The organism is Streptomyces sp. CC208A (genome assembly GCF_030010625.1).
GTDB lineage: Bacteria > Actinomycetota > Actinomycetes > Streptomycetales > Streptomycetaceae > Streptomyces.
In genome coordinates this window covers 136,546-152,099 of sequence record NZ_JASCXN010000004.1, presented here as the reverse complement: position 1 = coordinate 152,099, position 15,554 = coordinate 136,546, and the positions used below count along the sequence as shown (strand labels likewise).

Here is a 15,554-nt window from a genome sequence, read left to right as displayed (position 1 = left end):
AGGACAAGGCTTAGGACTGCTCGATCTCGGCCATGAGGAGCCGAAGGGTGAGGGAGTGCTTTTCCGGTGGGAGCGAATCGAGGGCCGCCCGCGCGTATGCAGTGCCGCCCTGAGTGTCGCCGGACCGCGTGAGCATGAGCCCCCGGTGCATCTCCAAGTGTGTTGCGAATCTGGGGAGTTCGGCGGGAAGTTCCTTGCGTGCGGCTTCCTGCGCGGCTACCGCCGTGGACTCGTCCCCGAGCCGGGCGGCGAGTAGAGAGACGAATACGTTCAGCCGCCACCAGGGGACCGCGTAGTCGCTTGTCTGTTCGTGCGATCCGGTCCGGTCGAACACCCGCCGCCCCTCGTCCATGAGCGTCCGCGCCGTGTCGGCGTCGCCCCGGATCGCTGCCGCGTGAGCCTTGCCGAAGATTGCGTTGAGGAGCCCGAGGGACGGCCGGTCGCTGATCGCCATTGCCTGATCGGCCAGCACGTCAGCGACGCCGAGTGACGCCCCCTCGTACCCCAGCGCGATAGCGGCCCGGCCACGGACCCACACCCGCGCGTCGTCGTCGCCGGACTCGTCCGCCGCCTGAGCGGCCATGCGGTACCAGTGCACCGCCTTCGCGCCGTCCGAGCCGGGGAACGTCTTTGCGTACAGGGTCATGAGTCGGGCGGCGGCCGACCAGAGTCGGGGATCCTCCAACTGCTGTTGCACTACGACGAGTTCGCTGCTCACACGCCGCTGGATGTCGGCAGCGCCAAGGCTCATGTACTCCGTGCCGTACGTGGCCAGTTTGGCCTCCCACGCGTCCACGGACGGCCCGCCCCGGAGCCGGGCGGCGAACCCGACGCTGAGGAGGTCTGAGGCGACCACGGGCGCTATCGCTGCCCCCGCTGCATCGGTCAGGAAATCGCGGCGCTTCACTTCACCCTCTAGAGCGGCTAGGGGCACGTCCAGGACGGCCGACAGGCACCGGAGATAGAACGGCCCCGGCGTCACCTTGGAACGCTCCCAGCGGCTCACGTACTCCCGATCAAGGTTGGTGCCAAAGGCAGCGTTGATCTCCGACGCTAGTCGGCCCTGGCTCCATCCGCGAGCCTTGCGCAGATCCGTGATCAAGACCCCGATCGTCATGTGTCCATCTTGCCCCTGCCGCTGCCCCCTGGCCGGTGGGAACAGGGAGTCGAACAGGGAATGCCCCCAGTGATGCCCCTAGTTGGGATGGCGGAATGGCCGGACCATCGACGGACGATGCAGTGAGAGGACGGCGAGGATGACGGCAGACACTGACGCCCGGACGGACGAGTACGCGACCTATGCCCCGTCCGGCGAGACGTGCCCCGACTGTGGGCAGCCGTTCGGGTCTCTGGAGGTGTGCCGCCGGGGGACCGTGGAAAGGCAGTCCGGGCCGCCGGTCGTCGTCTACCGGCACCCCAAGTGTGCCGAACCGTTCCGGAGGGACCGGTGACCCGCGCTGTCTACCGGTTCGTAGAGCACACGATCCGGCATGAGCCGGCGGGCGGGGTGACGTACGAACTGTTCTGCACCGCCCCCGCCTGCGGGGAGGAGTCCGGTCCCCAGGAGGCGCAGGAAACGGCGCAGGACTGGGCGCTGCGGCATACCGGGCTGAACCCCGGTCACGACCTGTTCCGGCGCGTCTTCACCGATCACGCGCGAGTGAGCCGCGCCGAGTGATGCGGACGCTGCGCGCCTGGATTTCCCACTCCTCCCGTGATCGCGGCGGCGCGGGGCGGGAGGGCAAGCCCCGTCCCGGTCGCTCGGCCCCACAGGAAGGGCGAGCGGCCGGAACGGTCAGCAAGGCGGCGCGGGGACCGCTTCCCCGCCAGTTCTTCCGAGAGGAGTCGCTCCATGTCCGCTGCCATGCCCGAGTTCGAGTTCGTCAAGACGGCCGCGTGCCGTGACGCGCGCGTGAACAACTGCCCCGAGGTGGCGACCAACATCCCCGGCACGGTCGCGTTGCGCGACAGCGAACGGCCGGACACCATCGTCACCATGACCGCCGCCGACTGGGTCAGCCTCACCGACGCGGTGAAGGCCGGTGAGTACGACCTGAGCGTCTGAGAGTAGGTCCCGTGCTGACGTGCCCCCGCTGCGATGCCGAGTGCCCTGCCGACCCCGAGAACGGGTTGCCGTGGTGCGCCAGGTGCGGGGAGTTCTTCGGGCTCACGCCGCCCGCCTGCCGGGGGCCGTGGTCGTGGCGGAGCGCTGCCACCCGTCGGCCGACCCGGCCCCGCGAGCACTGACCGGGACTCCTCCATGACCGCCCCGTCCGTGTGCCCCGTGGCGCATGGGCGGGGCTCCCTCGTTTCCGGCTACGTGTCGTCCTGGTCGTCGTTCACACCAGCTTGCTCGGCGCTGCGGTCGCGTACGTAGGTGCCCCGCTGCGGCACGGTGTAGACGTAGCCGAGTTCCCGCAGGTGTCGCACGGCACGGCGGGCAGTGTCCCGGGCTACACCCCATCGCTGGATCAACACGGACTCCGAGGGGATTGGGCGATCTACGGCGAGCGCGCCCGACTCGATGTCCCGGATGATCTCCGCCGCGATCTGCTGGTACGGCGGCATCGGGGCTTCGTAATCAACGCTCGGGCTCATAGGAGGAAGCGTAGACAACCGGCCACGGCCAGAGCCATTTCCATATGTATGTAGACGAGGGTAGAGGAGTTTGGCTACCGTCTCAACGAAAGCGCCCCGACAGACCGCTTAGGCCCGGTCTATCGGGGCTTGCCGAGACAGCTAGTAGAGAGCTGAAACGACCATGCGCGATCTTATCGCCCTCGCATCCATCGGACTCGGGTCACTGTTCGTACTGTGGTGCGCGCTCGAAACGCGTCCGCCCCGCCGACCCGGACGCCACTCCGTCGCCCACCGCGCGCCCGAGACCCTGCCCACCCTCACGGGCCCCCGGATGAAGCCGTGGCCGACGCCGACCCCCGAGCATGTTCGCGAACGGCACCTCCCGCTCCGCGGAGAGGACACGGCCTTGATCCGCCCCTACGCTCTCGCCGCCGACACGCTGAACCTCGGCGTGATCCGCGAACGGCGTACGGCTGCTGTCCTCGCCACGCTCGGCGTGGACTACCCGTACGGGTACGAGGGGGACCAGTTCGAAGCCCTCGCCGCTCTCGCTGCGGGGGCGACCGCGTGACCCGCGACGGCCTCACGAACCCGCCCACGCCCGTGCACGCCGCTTTCTGCGTCAAGTGCCATGTCCTCACGTACGCTCCCATGGCAGTCCGCTGGATCCAGAGCAACAGCGGCCCCGGCACGACCCTGTGGGCGTGTCCCGAGCATGCGGCGGAACTCAGCCCCGGCCCCCTGCCTGGAGAGCTGGAGCGGGGCGCGTAGCCCCTTGCGCCCGTTGAGCTGGGGTGTTGCGACGACCGCTAGAACTCAAGGAAGGCTGGGAGCCGTGGCCCGTACCGAGTACTACGACGATCCGAACGCGCCCCGGCCGAACCATCTGGTCGTGGCCGCCTCCGCCGTCGTCACCGACGGGGACGGCCGCGTCCTTCTTCAGCGGCGCCGGGACAACGACCTGTGGGCGCTGCCGGGCGGAGCCATGGACATGGACGACTCCCTGCCCGGCGCGGCGGTGCGGGAGGTCAGGGAGGAGACCGGACTGGACGTCGAGATCACGGGGCTCGTCGGTACGTACACCGACCCCCGCCATGTCATCGCGTACAGCGACGGGGAGGTGCGCCGGCAGTTCAACGTCTGCTTCACCGCCCGGGTCGTGGGCGGCACCCTGGCCATCTCGGACGAGAGCACCGAACTCCGCTTCGTGGCACCCGGAGAACTCGACCCGCTCCCCATGCACCACACGCAACGGCTGCGCATCCGGCACTTCCTGGAGCACCGAGCCGCCCCGTACCTGGGGTAGGGGTCAGCGGCGCAGGCGGCGGTCGAGGGCGAGGGAGAGTTCGGCCTCCACGACGCTCTTGGCCAGGGGGCGGAGGCGCTGGAGGTCGCCGTCCTTGGCGTGGGCGGTCAGGACCTCGGTGAAGAGGGCGGCGAGGGCGTCGGCGTGTTCGCGGACTCGGGCGCCGGCCTTCAGGACCTCGGAGAGGGGGACGCCTTCGCGGACGAGGGCGGCGGAGACGTCGAGGAGGCGGCGGCTGATGTGGATGAGCTCCTCGCCGTCGGTGGCCAGGTAGCCGAGGTCGAGGGCGGCCGCCAGGTTCTCGGGGGTGGCCTGGCCGGCGAAGTGGTCGGCCAGCTCCTCGGGGGTGAGGCGGACCGGCTCCTCCTCGGTGGGGGTGCCCAGCTCCAGGACCTCGCCTACGTCCCGGCCGGATTCGAAGGCCGCCGTCAGGTCGGCGATGCCGGTGAGGGTGTGGCCCCGTTCGAGGAGGGCGGCGATGGTGCGGAGGCGGGCCAGGTGGCGCTCGTCGTACCAGGCGATCCGGCCCTCGCGGCGGGGCGGGGGGATCAGGCCGCGCTCGCGGTAGAAGCGGAGGGTGCGGACGGTGATGCCGGCCGCCTCGGCCAGTTCCGCCATGCGGTACTCGCGCGGCGCGGGCCCGTCCGCCCCGTCCGCGAGGTCCGTCGTCCCGGCCGTCCCCGTCGGCTCCGGCGTGTCCGCCCGGTCGGTCCTGCCCGGCGTGTCCGTCCGGTCCGCCCGGTCTCCTGATCGTTCTGCCACACCCGCCAGCCTATGTTGTACCGCGGGTAACTTTCCCTCGCCCGACCCCTACCGCTCGGTATGGAGCTGCTCTACAGTCCGACTGTGCCAGTGATTGCTGGCGGAATCTTGGCCGGGCGCACGGGAGGCGGCATGGCGAAGCACGAGCACGTTCGGGTGGCGGTGATCGGATCGGGGTTCGGAGGGCTCGGCGCCGCCGTCCGGCTGCGCCGCGAGGGGATCACCGACTTCGTCGTCCTGGAGCGGGCCGACGCCGTGGGCGGCACCTGGCGGGACAACAGCTACCCCGGGTGCGCCTGCGACGTGCCCTCGCACCTGTACTCGTTCTCCTTCGCGCCCAACCCCGACTGGCCCCGCACCTTCTCCGGCCAGCGGCACATCCGAGCGTACCTGGAGCACGTCACCGACACCTTCGGGCTCCGGCCGCACCTGCGGCTGAACCACGAGGTGCTGCGCATGGAGTGGGACGCCGACGAGCTGCGCTGGCGGATCGAGACCAGCGCCGGATCGTTCACCGCCGACGTCGTCGTCTCCGCCACCGGGCCGCTCTCCGACCCGAAGATCCCCGACGTCCCGGGGCTCGACGGCTTCCCGGGGAGGGTCTTCCACTCGGCCCGCTGGGACCACGAGTACGACCTCCGGGGCAAGCGGGTCGCCATGGTCGGCACCGGCGCCTCCGCCATCCAGATCGTGCCCGCCATCCAGCCCGAGGTCGGCCGCCTTACGCTCTTCCAGCGCACGCCCCCGTGGGTCATGCGCCGCGTCGACCGGGCCATCAGCGGCCCCGAGCGCTGGCTGCACCGCACCCTGCCGGTCACCGCGACCCTGCGCCGCGGCATCCTCTGGGGCATCCGCGAGCTCCAGGTCGGCGCCTTCACCAAGCACCCGGGCGAGCTGGGCCTGGTCGAGAAGCTGGCCAGGGCCAACATCGCCAGGGCGATCAAGGACCCGGTGCTGCGGGCCAAGCTCACGCCCTCGTACCGCATCGGCTGCAAGCGGATCCTGCTCTCCAACACGTACTACCCGGCCCTCGCCCAGCCCAACGTCGACGTCGTCGCGGCCGGCCTGAAGGAGGTCCGCGGCAGCGTCGTCGTCGGCTCCGACGGCACCGAGACCGAGGTCGACGCGATCGTCTTCGGCACCGGCTTCCACGTCACCGACATGCCGATCGCCGACCGGGTCTTCGGCGCCGAAGGGCGCTCGCTCGCCGAGCACTGGAAGGACGGCGTGCAGTCGCTGCGCGGCGCCACCGTCGACGGCTTCCCCAACTGGATGACGATCATCGGCCCCAACACCGGCCTCGGGAACTCCTCCATGATCCTCATGATCGAGTCCCAGCTGAACTACATGGCCGACTACCTGCGCCAGATCGACGTCCTCGGCGGACGCACCGCGCTCGCCGCCCGGCCCTCCGCCGTCCACGCTTGGAACCGCAAGGTGCAGAACCGCATGGAGCGGACCGTCTGGAAGTCCGGCGGCTGCGACAGCTGGTACCTCGACGCCCACGGCCGCAACACCACCCTCTGGCCCGGCACCACCGGCGAGTTCCGCCGCGAGACCCGGCAGGTCGACCTCTCCGAGTACGAGGTCGTCCGCGCCCCGAAGCCCGTGAAGGCCGCGGTCGAGGGCGCCGCTGAGCCCACCGCCCGCTCCGCCCGGAAGAAGGAGGCCGCCTCGTGAACTCCCGTACTCTCACCGTCCGTTCCGCCGACGGCGCCACGCTGCACGCCGAGGTGCACGGCCCCGAGGGCGCGCCCGCCGTCGTCCTCGCCCACGGCTGGACCTGCTCCACCGCCTTCTGGGCCGAACAGATACGGGCCCTCGCCGCCGACCACCGGGTCGTCGCCTACGACCAGCGCGGGCACGGGCGTTCCCCCGTCCCCGCGCCCGGCGGCTACTCGACGACCGCGCTCGCCGACGACCTGGAGGCGGTGCTCGCCGCCACCCTCGGGCCCGGCGAACGGGCCGTGCTCGCAGGCCACTCCATGGGCGGCATGACGATCATGGCCGCGGCCGGCCGGCCCGGCTTCCGCGAGCACGCCGCCGCCGTCCTGCTCTGCTCCACCGGCCCGTCCCGGCTCACTGCCGAGGCCACCGTGGTGCCGCTCGGCCCCGGCGGGCTGCGGACCCGGGTCACCGGCGCCGTCCTCGGCTCGAAGGCGCCGCTCGGACCGGTCACCGCCGTCTCGAAGAAGATCCTCAGGTACGCGACGATGGGACCGGGCTCGGCGCCCGACCGGGTCGCCACCTGCGCCCGCATCGTGCACGCCTGCCCCCGCCCGTCCCGGTACGGCTGGTCGCAGGTGCTCGCCGGGCTCGACCTGGAGGCGGGTCTGCGGGACCTGCGGGTGCCCACGGCCGTCCTCGTCGGCACCGCCGACCGGCTCACCCCGCCGGCCCACTCCCGGGCCATGGCGGAGGCGCTGCCGCACTGCACCGGCCTGACCGAACTGGCCGGCATGGGCCACATGACGCCGGTCGAGGCCCCGGAGGCCGTCACCGCGCAGATCCGCGAACTGACGCTCACGTATCTCGGAGCGCACTCCGTCAACGAGGAGGCAGGGGCATGAGCAGGGTCGGTCTGGAAGGGCAGGTCGCGGTCGTCACCGGCGGCGCCCGCGGCGTCGGCGAGCTCCTCGCCCGCAAGCTCTCCGCGCGCGGCGCGAAGATCGCGCTGGTCGGTCTGGAGCCGGAGCTCCTGAAGGAGGTCGCCGGCCGGCTGCACACCGAGGCCGACTGGTGGGAGGCCGACGTCACCGACCACGAGGCGATGGCCCGGGTCGCGGCCGAGGTGAAGGAACGCTTCGGGAAGGTCGACATCGTCGTCGCCAACGCGGGCGTCGCCGCGGGCGGCCCGTTCGTCGACTCCGACCCGGTCGCCTGGCGGCGGGTCATCGAGGTCAACCTGATCGGCGGGGCGGTCACCGGACGCGCCTTCCTGCCGGTCCTCATGGAGTCCCGGGGGTACTTCCTCCAGATCGCCTCGCTCGCCGCGATCACCCCGGCCCCGATGATGACGGCCTACTGCGCCTCCAAGTCCGGCGTCGAGGCCTTCGCGCACAGCCTGCGCGCCGAGGTCGCGTACAAGGGCGTGAAGGTCGGCGTCGGCTACCTCTCCTGGACCGACACCGACATGGTGCGGGGCGCCGACCAGGACGACGTGATGAAGGAGCTGCGGCAGCGGCTGCCGTGGCCGGCGAACCGCACGTACCCGCTCGGCCCGGCCGTCGACCGGATCGTCGCGGGCATCGAGCGCCGCTCCGCCCATGTGTACGCGCAGTGGTGGCTGCGCGGGATGCAGTCGGTACGCGGCTACCTGCCCGGCCTCGTCGCGACCGTCGGCAAGCGGGAGGTGGCGCGCTTCGAACCGCGGCTCTCCACGGTCTCCAGGGGCCTGGTGGGGGCGGGCGGCGCGGCCGACGAACAGGCCCGCACGGGCAGGGCGTGACGAGGCGGGCTCACGGAGGGTAACTGATCGACATGCGGGGAGTGTTCGCGCGTGCGAGCCTGATCGAGGCGCAGGGGCACACCGCCCCCGTACCCCTCACACCCCACTAGGAGTGAACCCGCATGGGCATCAAGGACCAGTTCCAGGACAAGGCGCAGGAGATGCAGGAGCGCGCCAAGAAGGCCATGGGCAACGCCAAGGACGAGGCCTCCCAGCGCGCCTCGCAGGCCCGCGAGGGCTCGCAGGAGGCGAAGGAGCGCGCCCAGCGGGAGGCGCGCGAGACGCGCGAGCGCGCCCAGCGGGACCGCGAGTCCTGACGCCCGCCCTGTCCTGACGAGGGCGCACCCGCGACACCGGGTGCGCCCTCGCACGCGTGCGCCCAGCGCACTCCCGGCTGCTCCAGGCACGCGTGCGCCCACCCGCGCACCCTGCTGTGCGCCCAGGGCGTAACTCCCGCGCGGCCGGGCGGCGATCTCCGTACCGTGACCCCATGCCCGTCGTACTCGAACGCCTGCGCCCCGACCACGCCCCCGCCCTGCTCGTCTTCGAGCGGGAGAACCGGGCCTACTTCGCCGCCACCGTGCCCGACCGGGGGGACGCGTACTTCGCCGAGTTCGACGCCTGCCACCAGGCCCTGCTCGACGAGCAGGGGAAGGGGACCATCCGCTTCCACGTCCTGGTGGCGGAGGACGGCGCGATCCTCGGCCGGATCAATCTGATCGACCTCGCCGACGGCGCGGCCGAACTCGGCTACCGGATCGCGGAATCGGCCACCGGCCGGGGGCTCGCCACCCGGGGCGTCCTGGAGGTCTGCAGGCTCGCCGTGGAGGAGTACGGGCTGCGCCGGCTGTACGCCAAGGCGTCGCCGGACAACAGCGCGTCCCGGGCGGTGCTCGCCCGGGTCGGTTTCGGGGCGGTCGGCAGGGAGACGCTGAAGACCGGGGAGTCCGCGATCGCCTACGAGCTGGACCTCGGCGGCAGCTTCGGCCGGGAGCGGTCCGGCACGTCCTCGTAGCCGGGCGGGGCCGACGGCGGCTTCTCCTCCAGGAGGGAGAGCGCCAGGTGGACGGCGTCGTCCAGCTGGGCGTACCGGCCCTCGGCCCAGTCGAGGGGGGTGCGCAGGGCGGCGAGGTCGGGTTCGACGCCGTGGTTCTCGATCGACCAGCCCCACTCGGTGAACCAGGCCGCGTTCATGGGGACGGTGATCTGGGTGCCGTCGCCGAGCCGGTGGCGGCCGGTCATGCCGACGACGCCGCCCCAGGTGCGCTGGCCGACGACGGGTCCGAGGCCGAGGGTCTTGAAGACGGCGGTGATCATGTCGCCGTCGGAGGAGGTGGCCTCGTCGGCGAGGGCGACGACGGGGCCGCGCGGCGCGTTGGCGGCGTAACTGACGGGCTCGGCGCCGCGGGTGAGGTCCCAGCCGACGATCTTCCGGGTGAGGGTCTCGACGACGAGCTCGCTGATGTGGCCGCCCGCGTTGCCGCGCACGTCGACGAGGAGGGCGGGCCGGGAGACCTCCATCCGCAGGTCCCGGTTGAACTGGGCCCAGCCGGAGCCGCCCATGTCGGGGATGTGCAGGTAGCCGCACCGCCCGCCGCTCAACTCCCGTACCACGGCCCGGCGTTTGGCGACCCAGTCGTGGTAGCGGAGCGGGCGTTCGTCGACGAGGGTGACGACGGCGACGCGACGGGAGCGGCCCTCGCCGCCCGCGGGGGCGAAGGTGAGCTCGACGGTGGTGCCGCCGGTGCCGGCGAGCAGCGGGTAGGGGCCCGCGACGGGGTCGACGGGCCGGCCGTCGACGTGGGTGAGGGCGTCGCCCTCGCGGATGCCGGTGCCGGCGAGCGGGGAGCGGGCCTTGGGGTCGGAGGACTCGCCGGGCAGGATCCGCTTCACCACCCAACCGCCGTCCCGGGGCACGAAGTTGGCGCCGAGGAGGCCCTGGGGCCGCTGGTAGTGCGCCGGTCCCTCGTTGCGCCGGGCGGGGGTGACGTACGCGTGGGAGGTGCCGAGTTCGCCCATGACCTCGCGCAGCAGGTCGGCGAACTCGTCGGGGGACGCGACCCGTTCGAGGAGCGGCCGGTACTGGTCGAGGACCGCGGTCCAGTCGACGCCGCCCATGCCGGGCTCCCAGAAGTAGGCGCGGACGATCCGCCCGGCCTCGTCGTAGGACTGCCGCCACTCGGCGCCGGGGTCGACCTGGTGGAGGATGCGCCGCAGGTCGAGGTAGACGGTGGAGTCGCCGTCGCCGGGCTCGGTGGCGGGGACGGCCCGCAGCTCGCCCTCGTCGAAGACGACGAGCCGGGTGCCGTCGCCGCTGACCGCGAACCAGTCGAGGTCGCGGGCGAGTTCGGTGCGGCGGGCCTTGACGACGGAGAAGTGCTCCAGGGTGGGCCGGCCCGAGGTGTCGGCGGGGTTGGCGAAGGTCTCACCGAGGGCGCCGGAGATGGGCCAGCGCAGCCAGACGAGCCCGCCGCCGGAGACCGGGTGGAGCGCCGAGTACTTGGAGGCGGCGACCGGGAAGGGGGTGACCCGGTCGGACAGGCCCTCGGTCTCCACGGTGACCGTGCCGTCGCCGCTCTCGGCGCCGTCGTCGGCCGGGTCGAGCCCGCCGGCCGCCGGGCGTCCGTCGGGCAGGAGCGCGAAGGGCGAGGGGGTCGCGGAGGAGAGCGGGACGAGGTAGGGGCGGCAGCCGAGCGGGAACGACAGGTCGCCGGTGTGGACGTCGTACACCGGGTCGAAGCCGCGCCAGGAGAGGAAGGCGAGGTAGCGGCCGTCGCTGGTGAAGACCGGGTTCTCGTCCTCGAAGCGCCCGTTGGTGACGTCGATGACCGTGCGCGGGCCGGGTCCTGAGATGCGGACGAGCTTGATGGAGCGCAGGGAGCGGCCGATGCCGGGGTGGGACCAGGTGAGCCAGGCGCCGTCGGGGGAGAAGGCGAGGTCGCGGACGGGTCCGTTGACCGAGCGGATCAGCTCGGTGACCTCCCCTCCCCCGGACTCCGTCCGGGAGGTGTCCCCAGAATCCTCGGTCGCGTCGACGAGGAGGAGGCGGCCGTCGTGGGTGGCGAGGGCGAGCCGTTCGCCGGCCGGGTCGGAGACCAGCTCCTCGACCCGGCCGAGCTGCCCGGCGGCGAGTCGGCGCGGGGGGCGGTCGCCGGTGGCCCGGGGCAGGTAGGCGATCTCGACGGCGTCCTCGCCCTCGGCGTCGGTGACGTACGCGATCTGCCCGCCGCTGCCCAGCATCTCGGGCAGCCGCACCCGGACGCCGGGGGTGTCGGTGATGGCGCGCGCCGGGCCGTCGCGGTGCGTGAGCCAGTACAGGCTGCCCCGTACGCCGACGGCGCTGGCCCGGCCGGTCTCGTCGACGGAGAGCGCGTCGACGTGCCGGGCGGCGGGCACCTGGTACGGGCGGCGGCCGGCCCGCTGCCCGCCGAGCCGCACCTCCAGGCGGCGCGGCTCGGCGTCCGCCGTGAGGTCCTCGACGATCCACAGTTCGCCCGCGCACTGGTAGACGACCCGGCGGCCGTCGGAGGAGGCGTGCCGGGCGTAGAAGTCGGCGTGGTCGGTGTGGCGGCGCAGGCCGGTGCCGTCGGGGCGGCAGGAGTAGAGGTTGCCGACGCCCTCGTGGTCGGAGAGGAAGGCGATCCGGTGTCCGGTCTCGCCGGGCGGGGCGGCGACGAACATCGGGTCGGCGAGGTGGCCGCCGATGTCCGGGAGGAGCCGTTCGCCGTGGAGCCAGAGCCGCCCGGTGGCGCCGCCCCGGTACCGCTTCCAGGCGGCCGGCTCGTGCGGCGGGGTGCCGGTGAGGAGGAGGGTGCGGCGCTCGCCGTCCAGGTCCCGGACGGCGATGTCGGAGACCGGTCCCCAGGGCATCCGGCCGCCGGGCGAGCCGTCGGTGGCGACGGTGTAGGCCCAGGAGAAGTACGAGAAGGGCTGGCCGTGCGAGGAGACGGCGAGGATGTCCCCGTCGGGGGACCAGCCGCAGACCCGCGTGTCGCTGGAGCCCCAGTGGGTGAGCTGCCGGGCGTGGCCGCCGCCGACCGGCACGAGGTGGATCTCGGCGTCGAGGCTGCGCCAGTTCGTGTACGCGATGTGGCGCCCGTCGGGGGAGAAGCGGGGGTGCCCGGCGCGGGTCCGGTCGACCGTCAGCCGCCAGGCGCGGCCGGGGCGCTCCCCCTCGGGGACGAGGGGGGCGAGCCAGAGGTCGTCCTCGGCCGTGAAGCACAGCAGGTCGTCGTGGAGGTGCGGGAAGCGGAGGTAGGCCACGTCGTCACTCACCTGTTCATGCTTTCCGCGTGGAGGGGGTGCGGCAACTCGTACGGGAGTGCGGGGGCACGGGCGTACGGCCGGCGCTGTGGCCCACGCCACGTACGAAACGGTTTCGTTTCGCTGGGCGGCGGGGTACCTTCGTACCGTACGCAGAGTACGAAACCGTTTCGTTCACTCTGCTCGTCCCCAGTGCACCGGAGGTCCGGGATGGCCCGCAGCAGACTCACTCCCGAGCGGGAGTCCGAGCTGTACGCGGCCGTGCTCGACCTCCTCCGCGAGGTCGGCTACGACGCCCTCACCATGGACGCCGTCGCCGCCCGCACCCACTCCAGCAAGGCCACCCTCTACCGCCAGTGGGGGAGCAAGCCGGAGCTGGTCGCCAAGGCCCTGCGCCACAACAAGCCGTCCGGCTTCGACCAGATCGACACCGGATCGCTGCGCGGCGACTTCCAGGCGCTCCTGGAGCTCGTCGACGACTGCCAGGTGGAGAAGGACACCGCGCTCATGCGGGGTCTCGCCCACGCCGTCCACACCCACCCCGACCTGCACCAGGCGCTCCGCGAGCTGCTCATCGAACCCGAGCTGAACGGCTTCGCCGAGTTCCTCCGCCGTGCGGTCCGCAGGGGTGAGGTCCGGCCGGACAACCCGGCCCTCGACCTCGTCCCGCACATGCTGATCGGAGCGCTCGTCGCCCGCCCGCTGATCGACGACCAGCCGGTCGACCGCGCCTTCCTCGGCACCTACATCGACGCCGTCGTCTTCCCCTCGCTCGGCGTCTGACCCGCACGTCCCTGCTCCACCCGCACGCCCCTGCCTCACCCGCACGTCCCTGCCTCACCCGCAGGTTCCCGCCCCACCCGCACGTCCCTGCTCCACCTGACTGCGCACCGCTCACGCCGTCGGGCCGGCTCCCCATGCCCTGTTCCGCCTCTCAATGGGAGTACGTACCCGTGGCCACCTTCCTGTACAAGCTGGGCCGCACCGCCTTCCGGCGCCGACGGCTCGTCGCCCTCCTCTGGGTGGCGCTCCTCGCGCTCGCCGGAGTCGGCGCCGCCACCGCGCCCGCCCCGACCTCCGGCTCCTTCTCCATCCCCGGCACCGAGGCCCAGCGCGCCTTCGACCTGCTCGAAGAGCGCTTCCCCGGCGCCGGGGCCGACGGCGCCACCGCCCGTATCGTCTTCAAGGCGCCCGACGGGCAGAAGATGACCGACGCGGCCCCCAAGGCCGTCGTCGAGGAGACCGTCGCCGCGCTGAAGTCCGGCTCCGACCAGATCGTCTCGGTCGCCGACCCGTACGAGTCCCGGGCCGTCTCCCAGGACGGCTCCACCGCCTACGTCTCCGTCGCCTACAAGGTCAACGGGATGGAGCTGAGCGACGAGACCCGCGAGGCCCTGAAGCAGGCCGGACAGGCGGCGCAGGGCAAGGGGCTGACGGTCGAGCTCGGCGGTGACGCCCTCCAGACCATGCCGGAGACCGGCGCCGGGGAGATCGTCGGCGTGGTCGTCGCCGGCATCGTCCTCGTCCTCACCTTCGGCTCGCTCGTCGCGGCCGGACTGCCGCTGCTCACCGCGATCATCGGCGTCGGCATCGGCGTCTCCACGATCACGGCGCTCGCGAACGTCCTCGACCTCGGCACCACCACCTCCACGCTCGCGATGATGATCGGCCTCGCCGTCGGCATCGACTACGCCCTCTTCATCGTCTCCCGCTACCGCGCCGAACTGGCCGACGGGCGGACGAAGGAGGAGGCCGCGGGCCGTGCCACCGGAACCGCGGGCTCGGCCGTGGTCTTCGCCGGACTCACCGTCGTCATCGCCCTCGTCGGCCTCGCCGTCGTCAACATCCCGATGCTGACGAAGATGGGCTTCGCCGCGGCCGGCACGGTCGTCATCGCCGTCCTGATCGCCCTCACCCTGATCCCGGCGCTGCTGGGCTTCGCGGGGGACAAGGTGGTCGGGCGCAAGCAGCGCAAGGGCCTCGTCGAGAAGACGGACAAGCCGAACGGCGGCACCCGCTGGGCGCGCTTCGTCATACGCCGCCCCCTCTTCGTCCTCCTCGTCGGAGTCCTCGGCCTCGGCGCCGTCGCCGTCCCCGCCGCCTCCCTGGAGATGGGCCTCCCCGACGACGGCGTGAAGCCGGTCTCCGCGACCGAGCGCCGCGCCTACGACCTGCTCTCCGAGGGCTTCGGCCCCGGCTTCAACGGCCCCCTGCTCGTCGTCGTCGACGGCGACAAGGCCGCCGCCGACAGGACCGTCTCCACGGTCAAGGACCTCGACGGCATCGCCGCGGTCACCCCCGCCACGCCCAACAAGGCCGGCGACACCGCCATGATCACCGTGATCCCGAAGGACCGCCCGTCCTCGGCCGCCACCGAGACCCTGGTCCACGACATCCGCGAGGCCACCGGCGACGACGTCCTCGTCACCGGCGCCACCGCGATGAACATCGACTTCTCCCAGAAGATGAACGACGCCCTCGTGCCCTACCTGGCACTCGTCGTCGGCCTCGCCTTCGTCCTCCTGACCGTCGTCTTCCGTTCGGTCCTGGTCCCGCTCAAGGCCGCCCTCGGCTTCCTGCTCTCGGTGGTCGCCGCCCTCGGGGCCGTCGTCGCGGTCTTCCAGTGGGGCTGGCTGGGCGGGCTGTTCGGCGTCGAGCAGACCGGCCCGATCATGTCGATGATGCCGATCTTCATGGTGGGCGTCGTCTTCGGCCTCGCCATGGACTACGAGGTCTTCCTCGTGACCCGGATGCGCGAGGCGTACGTCCACGGCGAGCGCCCCGGCGAGGCGATCGTGACCGGCTTCCGGCACAGCGCCCGGGTGGTCGTCGCCGCCGCCGTCATCATGATCGCGGTCTTCTCCGGCTTCATCGGGATGACCGACCAGATGATCAAGATGATCGGCTTCGGCCTCGCCGTCGCCGTCCTCTTCGACGCCTTCGTGGTCCGCATGGCGATCGTCCCGGCCGTCCTCGCCCTCCTCGGCCACAGGGCCTGGTGGCTGCCGAAGTGGCTGGACCGGGCGCTGCCCAACGTGGACGTCGAGGGCGAGGGACTCGCCGACCGGGACGCCGCGCCCGCCGCGCGGCCGGACCTCGTGAAGGCGTAGACACCCCGTGATCCCCGGGGCGGCCCCTGAGCGGGGGGCGCGCCCCGGACCGCGCCGGAACCTGTGGGGACGGGGACCCGACGCG

Annotated in this window: 15 protein-coding genes; 11 read left to right on the top strand and 4 right to left on the bottom strand. The window is 72.4% G+C overall.

Features of this window, described 5'->3' with window-relative positions:
* Positions 1-10: 10 nt before the first annotated feature.
* Positions 11-1,117, bottom strand: a complete 1,107-nt coding sequence (locus tag QK442_RS06845; protein ID WP_282692934.1) for a helix-turn-helix transcriptional regulator — start codon at positions 1,115-1,117, stop codon at positions 11-13.
* Positions 1,118-1,447: 330 nt separating this feature from the next.
* Here QK442_RS06845 and QK442_RS06840 point away from each other — a divergent pair, with 330 nt between their 5' ends.
* Together QK442_RS06840 and QK442_RS06835 are read left to right on the top strand one after the other, a co-directional pair.
* A complete protein-coding gene (locus QK442_RS06840; protein ID WP_282692933.1) occupies positions 1,448-1,678 on the top strand; it encodes a hypothetical protein in 231 nt (76 codons plus the stop codon).
* 174 nt (positions 1,679-1,852) lie between these two features.
* Positions 1,853-2,065, top strand: coding sequence for a DUF397 domain-containing protein (locus tag QK442_RS06835; RefSeq protein ID WP_282692932.1), 213 nt, complete (start codon positions 1,853-1,855; stop codon positions 2,063-2,065).
* A gap of 251 nt (positions 2,066-2,316) precedes the next feature.
* Here QK442_RS06835 and QK442_RS06830 read toward each other — a convergent pair whose 3' ends face one another.
* Positions 2,317-2,598, bottom strand: a complete 282-nt coding sequence (locus QK442_RS06830; RefSeq protein ID WP_282692931.1) for a winged helix-turn-helix domain-containing protein — start codon at positions 2,596-2,598, stop codon at positions 2,317-2,319.
* Positions 2,599-2,986: 388 nt separating this feature from the next.
* On the opposite strand from QK442_RS06830, the gene QK442_RS06825 reads away from it, so the two are divergent.
* On the top strand, positions 2,987-3,151 hold the full coding sequence (locus QK442_RS06825; RefSeq protein ID WP_282692930.1) for a hypothetical protein: 165 nt from the start codon (positions 2,987-2,989) through the stop codon (positions 3,149-3,151).
* Positions 3,152-3,415: 264 nt separating this feature from the next.
* On the top strand, positions 3,416-3,886 hold the full coding sequence (locus QK442_RS06820) for an NUDIX domain-containing protein (RefSeq protein ID WP_282692929.1): 471 nt from the start codon (positions 3,416-3,418) through the stop codon (positions 3,884-3,886).
* A gap of 3 nt (positions 3,887-3,889) precedes the next feature.
* Here the strand turns inward: QK442_RS06820 and QK442_RS06815 are convergent, their stop codons facing one another.
* Positions 3,890-4,504 (bottom strand): MerR family transcriptional regulator, encoded by a 615-nt coding sequence (locus QK442_RS06815; RefSeq protein WP_282693118.1) that lies wholly within the window; start codon positions 4,502-4,504, stop codon positions 3,890-3,892.
* Positions 4,505-4,780: 276 nt separating this feature from the next.
* Between QK442_RS06815 and QK442_RS06810 the strand changes: the two genes are divergently transcribed.
* The 5 genes from QK442_RS06810 (at position 4,781) to QK442_RS06790 (ending at position 9,111) form a co-directional block, all read left to right on the top strand.
* Positions 4,781-6,328 carry an NAD(P)/FAD-dependent oxidoreductase gene (locus QK442_RS06810; protein WP_282692928.1) on the top strand — a complete coding sequence of 516 codons (1,548 nt, stop codon included), beginning with the start codon at positions 4,781-4,783 and terminating at the stop codon, positions 6,326-6,328.
* Positions 6,325-7,218, top strand: coding sequence for an alpha/beta hydrolase (locus QK442_RS06805; RefSeq protein ID WP_282692927.1), 894 nt, complete (start codon positions 6,325-6,327; stop codon positions 7,216-7,218). The genes QK442_RS06810 and QK442_RS06805 overlap by 4 nt, the downstream gene beginning before the upstream one ends.
* Entirely contained in the window at positions 7,215-8,096 is an 882-nt protein-coding gene (locus QK442_RS06800; protein WP_282692926.1) for an SDR family oxidoreductase, read from the top strand. Before QK442_RS06805 ends, QK442_RS06800 begins: the two co-directional genes overlap by 4 nt.
* A gap of 122 nt (positions 8,097-8,218) precedes the next feature.
* Complete coding sequence (locus tag QK442_RS06795; RefSeq protein ID WP_282692925.1) at positions 8,219-8,413, top strand: hypothetical protein; 195 nt, start codon at positions 8,219-8,221, stop codon at positions 8,411-8,413.
* Between the two features lie 173 nt (positions 8,414-8,586).
* Positions 8,587-9,111, top strand: a complete 525-nt coding sequence (locus QK442_RS06790) for a GNAT family N-acetyltransferase (RefSeq protein ID WP_282692924.1) — start codon at positions 8,587-8,589, stop codon at positions 9,109-9,111.
* On the opposite strand, the gene QK442_RS06785 is transcribed toward QK442_RS06790, so the two are convergent.
* The gene (locus tag QK442_RS06785) at positions 9,054-12,371 is read right to left on the bottom strand and encodes a S41 family peptidase (RefSeq protein WP_282692923.1); all 3,318 of its coding nucleotides are present in this window, start codon (positions 12,369-12,371) and stop codon (positions 9,054-9,056) included. The two genes, QK442_RS06790 and QK442_RS06785, sit on opposite strands and share 58 nt — an antisense overlap.
* 198 nt (positions 12,372-12,569) lie before the next feature.
* Here QK442_RS06785 and QK442_RS06780 point away from each other — a divergent pair, with 198 nt between their 5' ends.
* Positions 12,570-13,142, top strand: coding sequence for a TetR/AcrR family transcriptional regulator (locus tag QK442_RS06780; RefSeq protein ID WP_282692922.1), 573 nt, complete (start codon positions 12,570-12,572; stop codon positions 13,140-13,142).
* A gap of 170 nt (positions 13,143-13,312) precedes the next feature.
* Positions 13,313-15,469, top strand: a complete 2,157-nt coding sequence (locus QK442_RS06775) for an MMPL family transporter (protein WP_282692921.1) — start codon at positions 13,313-13,315, stop codon at positions 15,467-15,469.
* Positions 15,470-15,554: the final 85 nt, after the last annotated feature.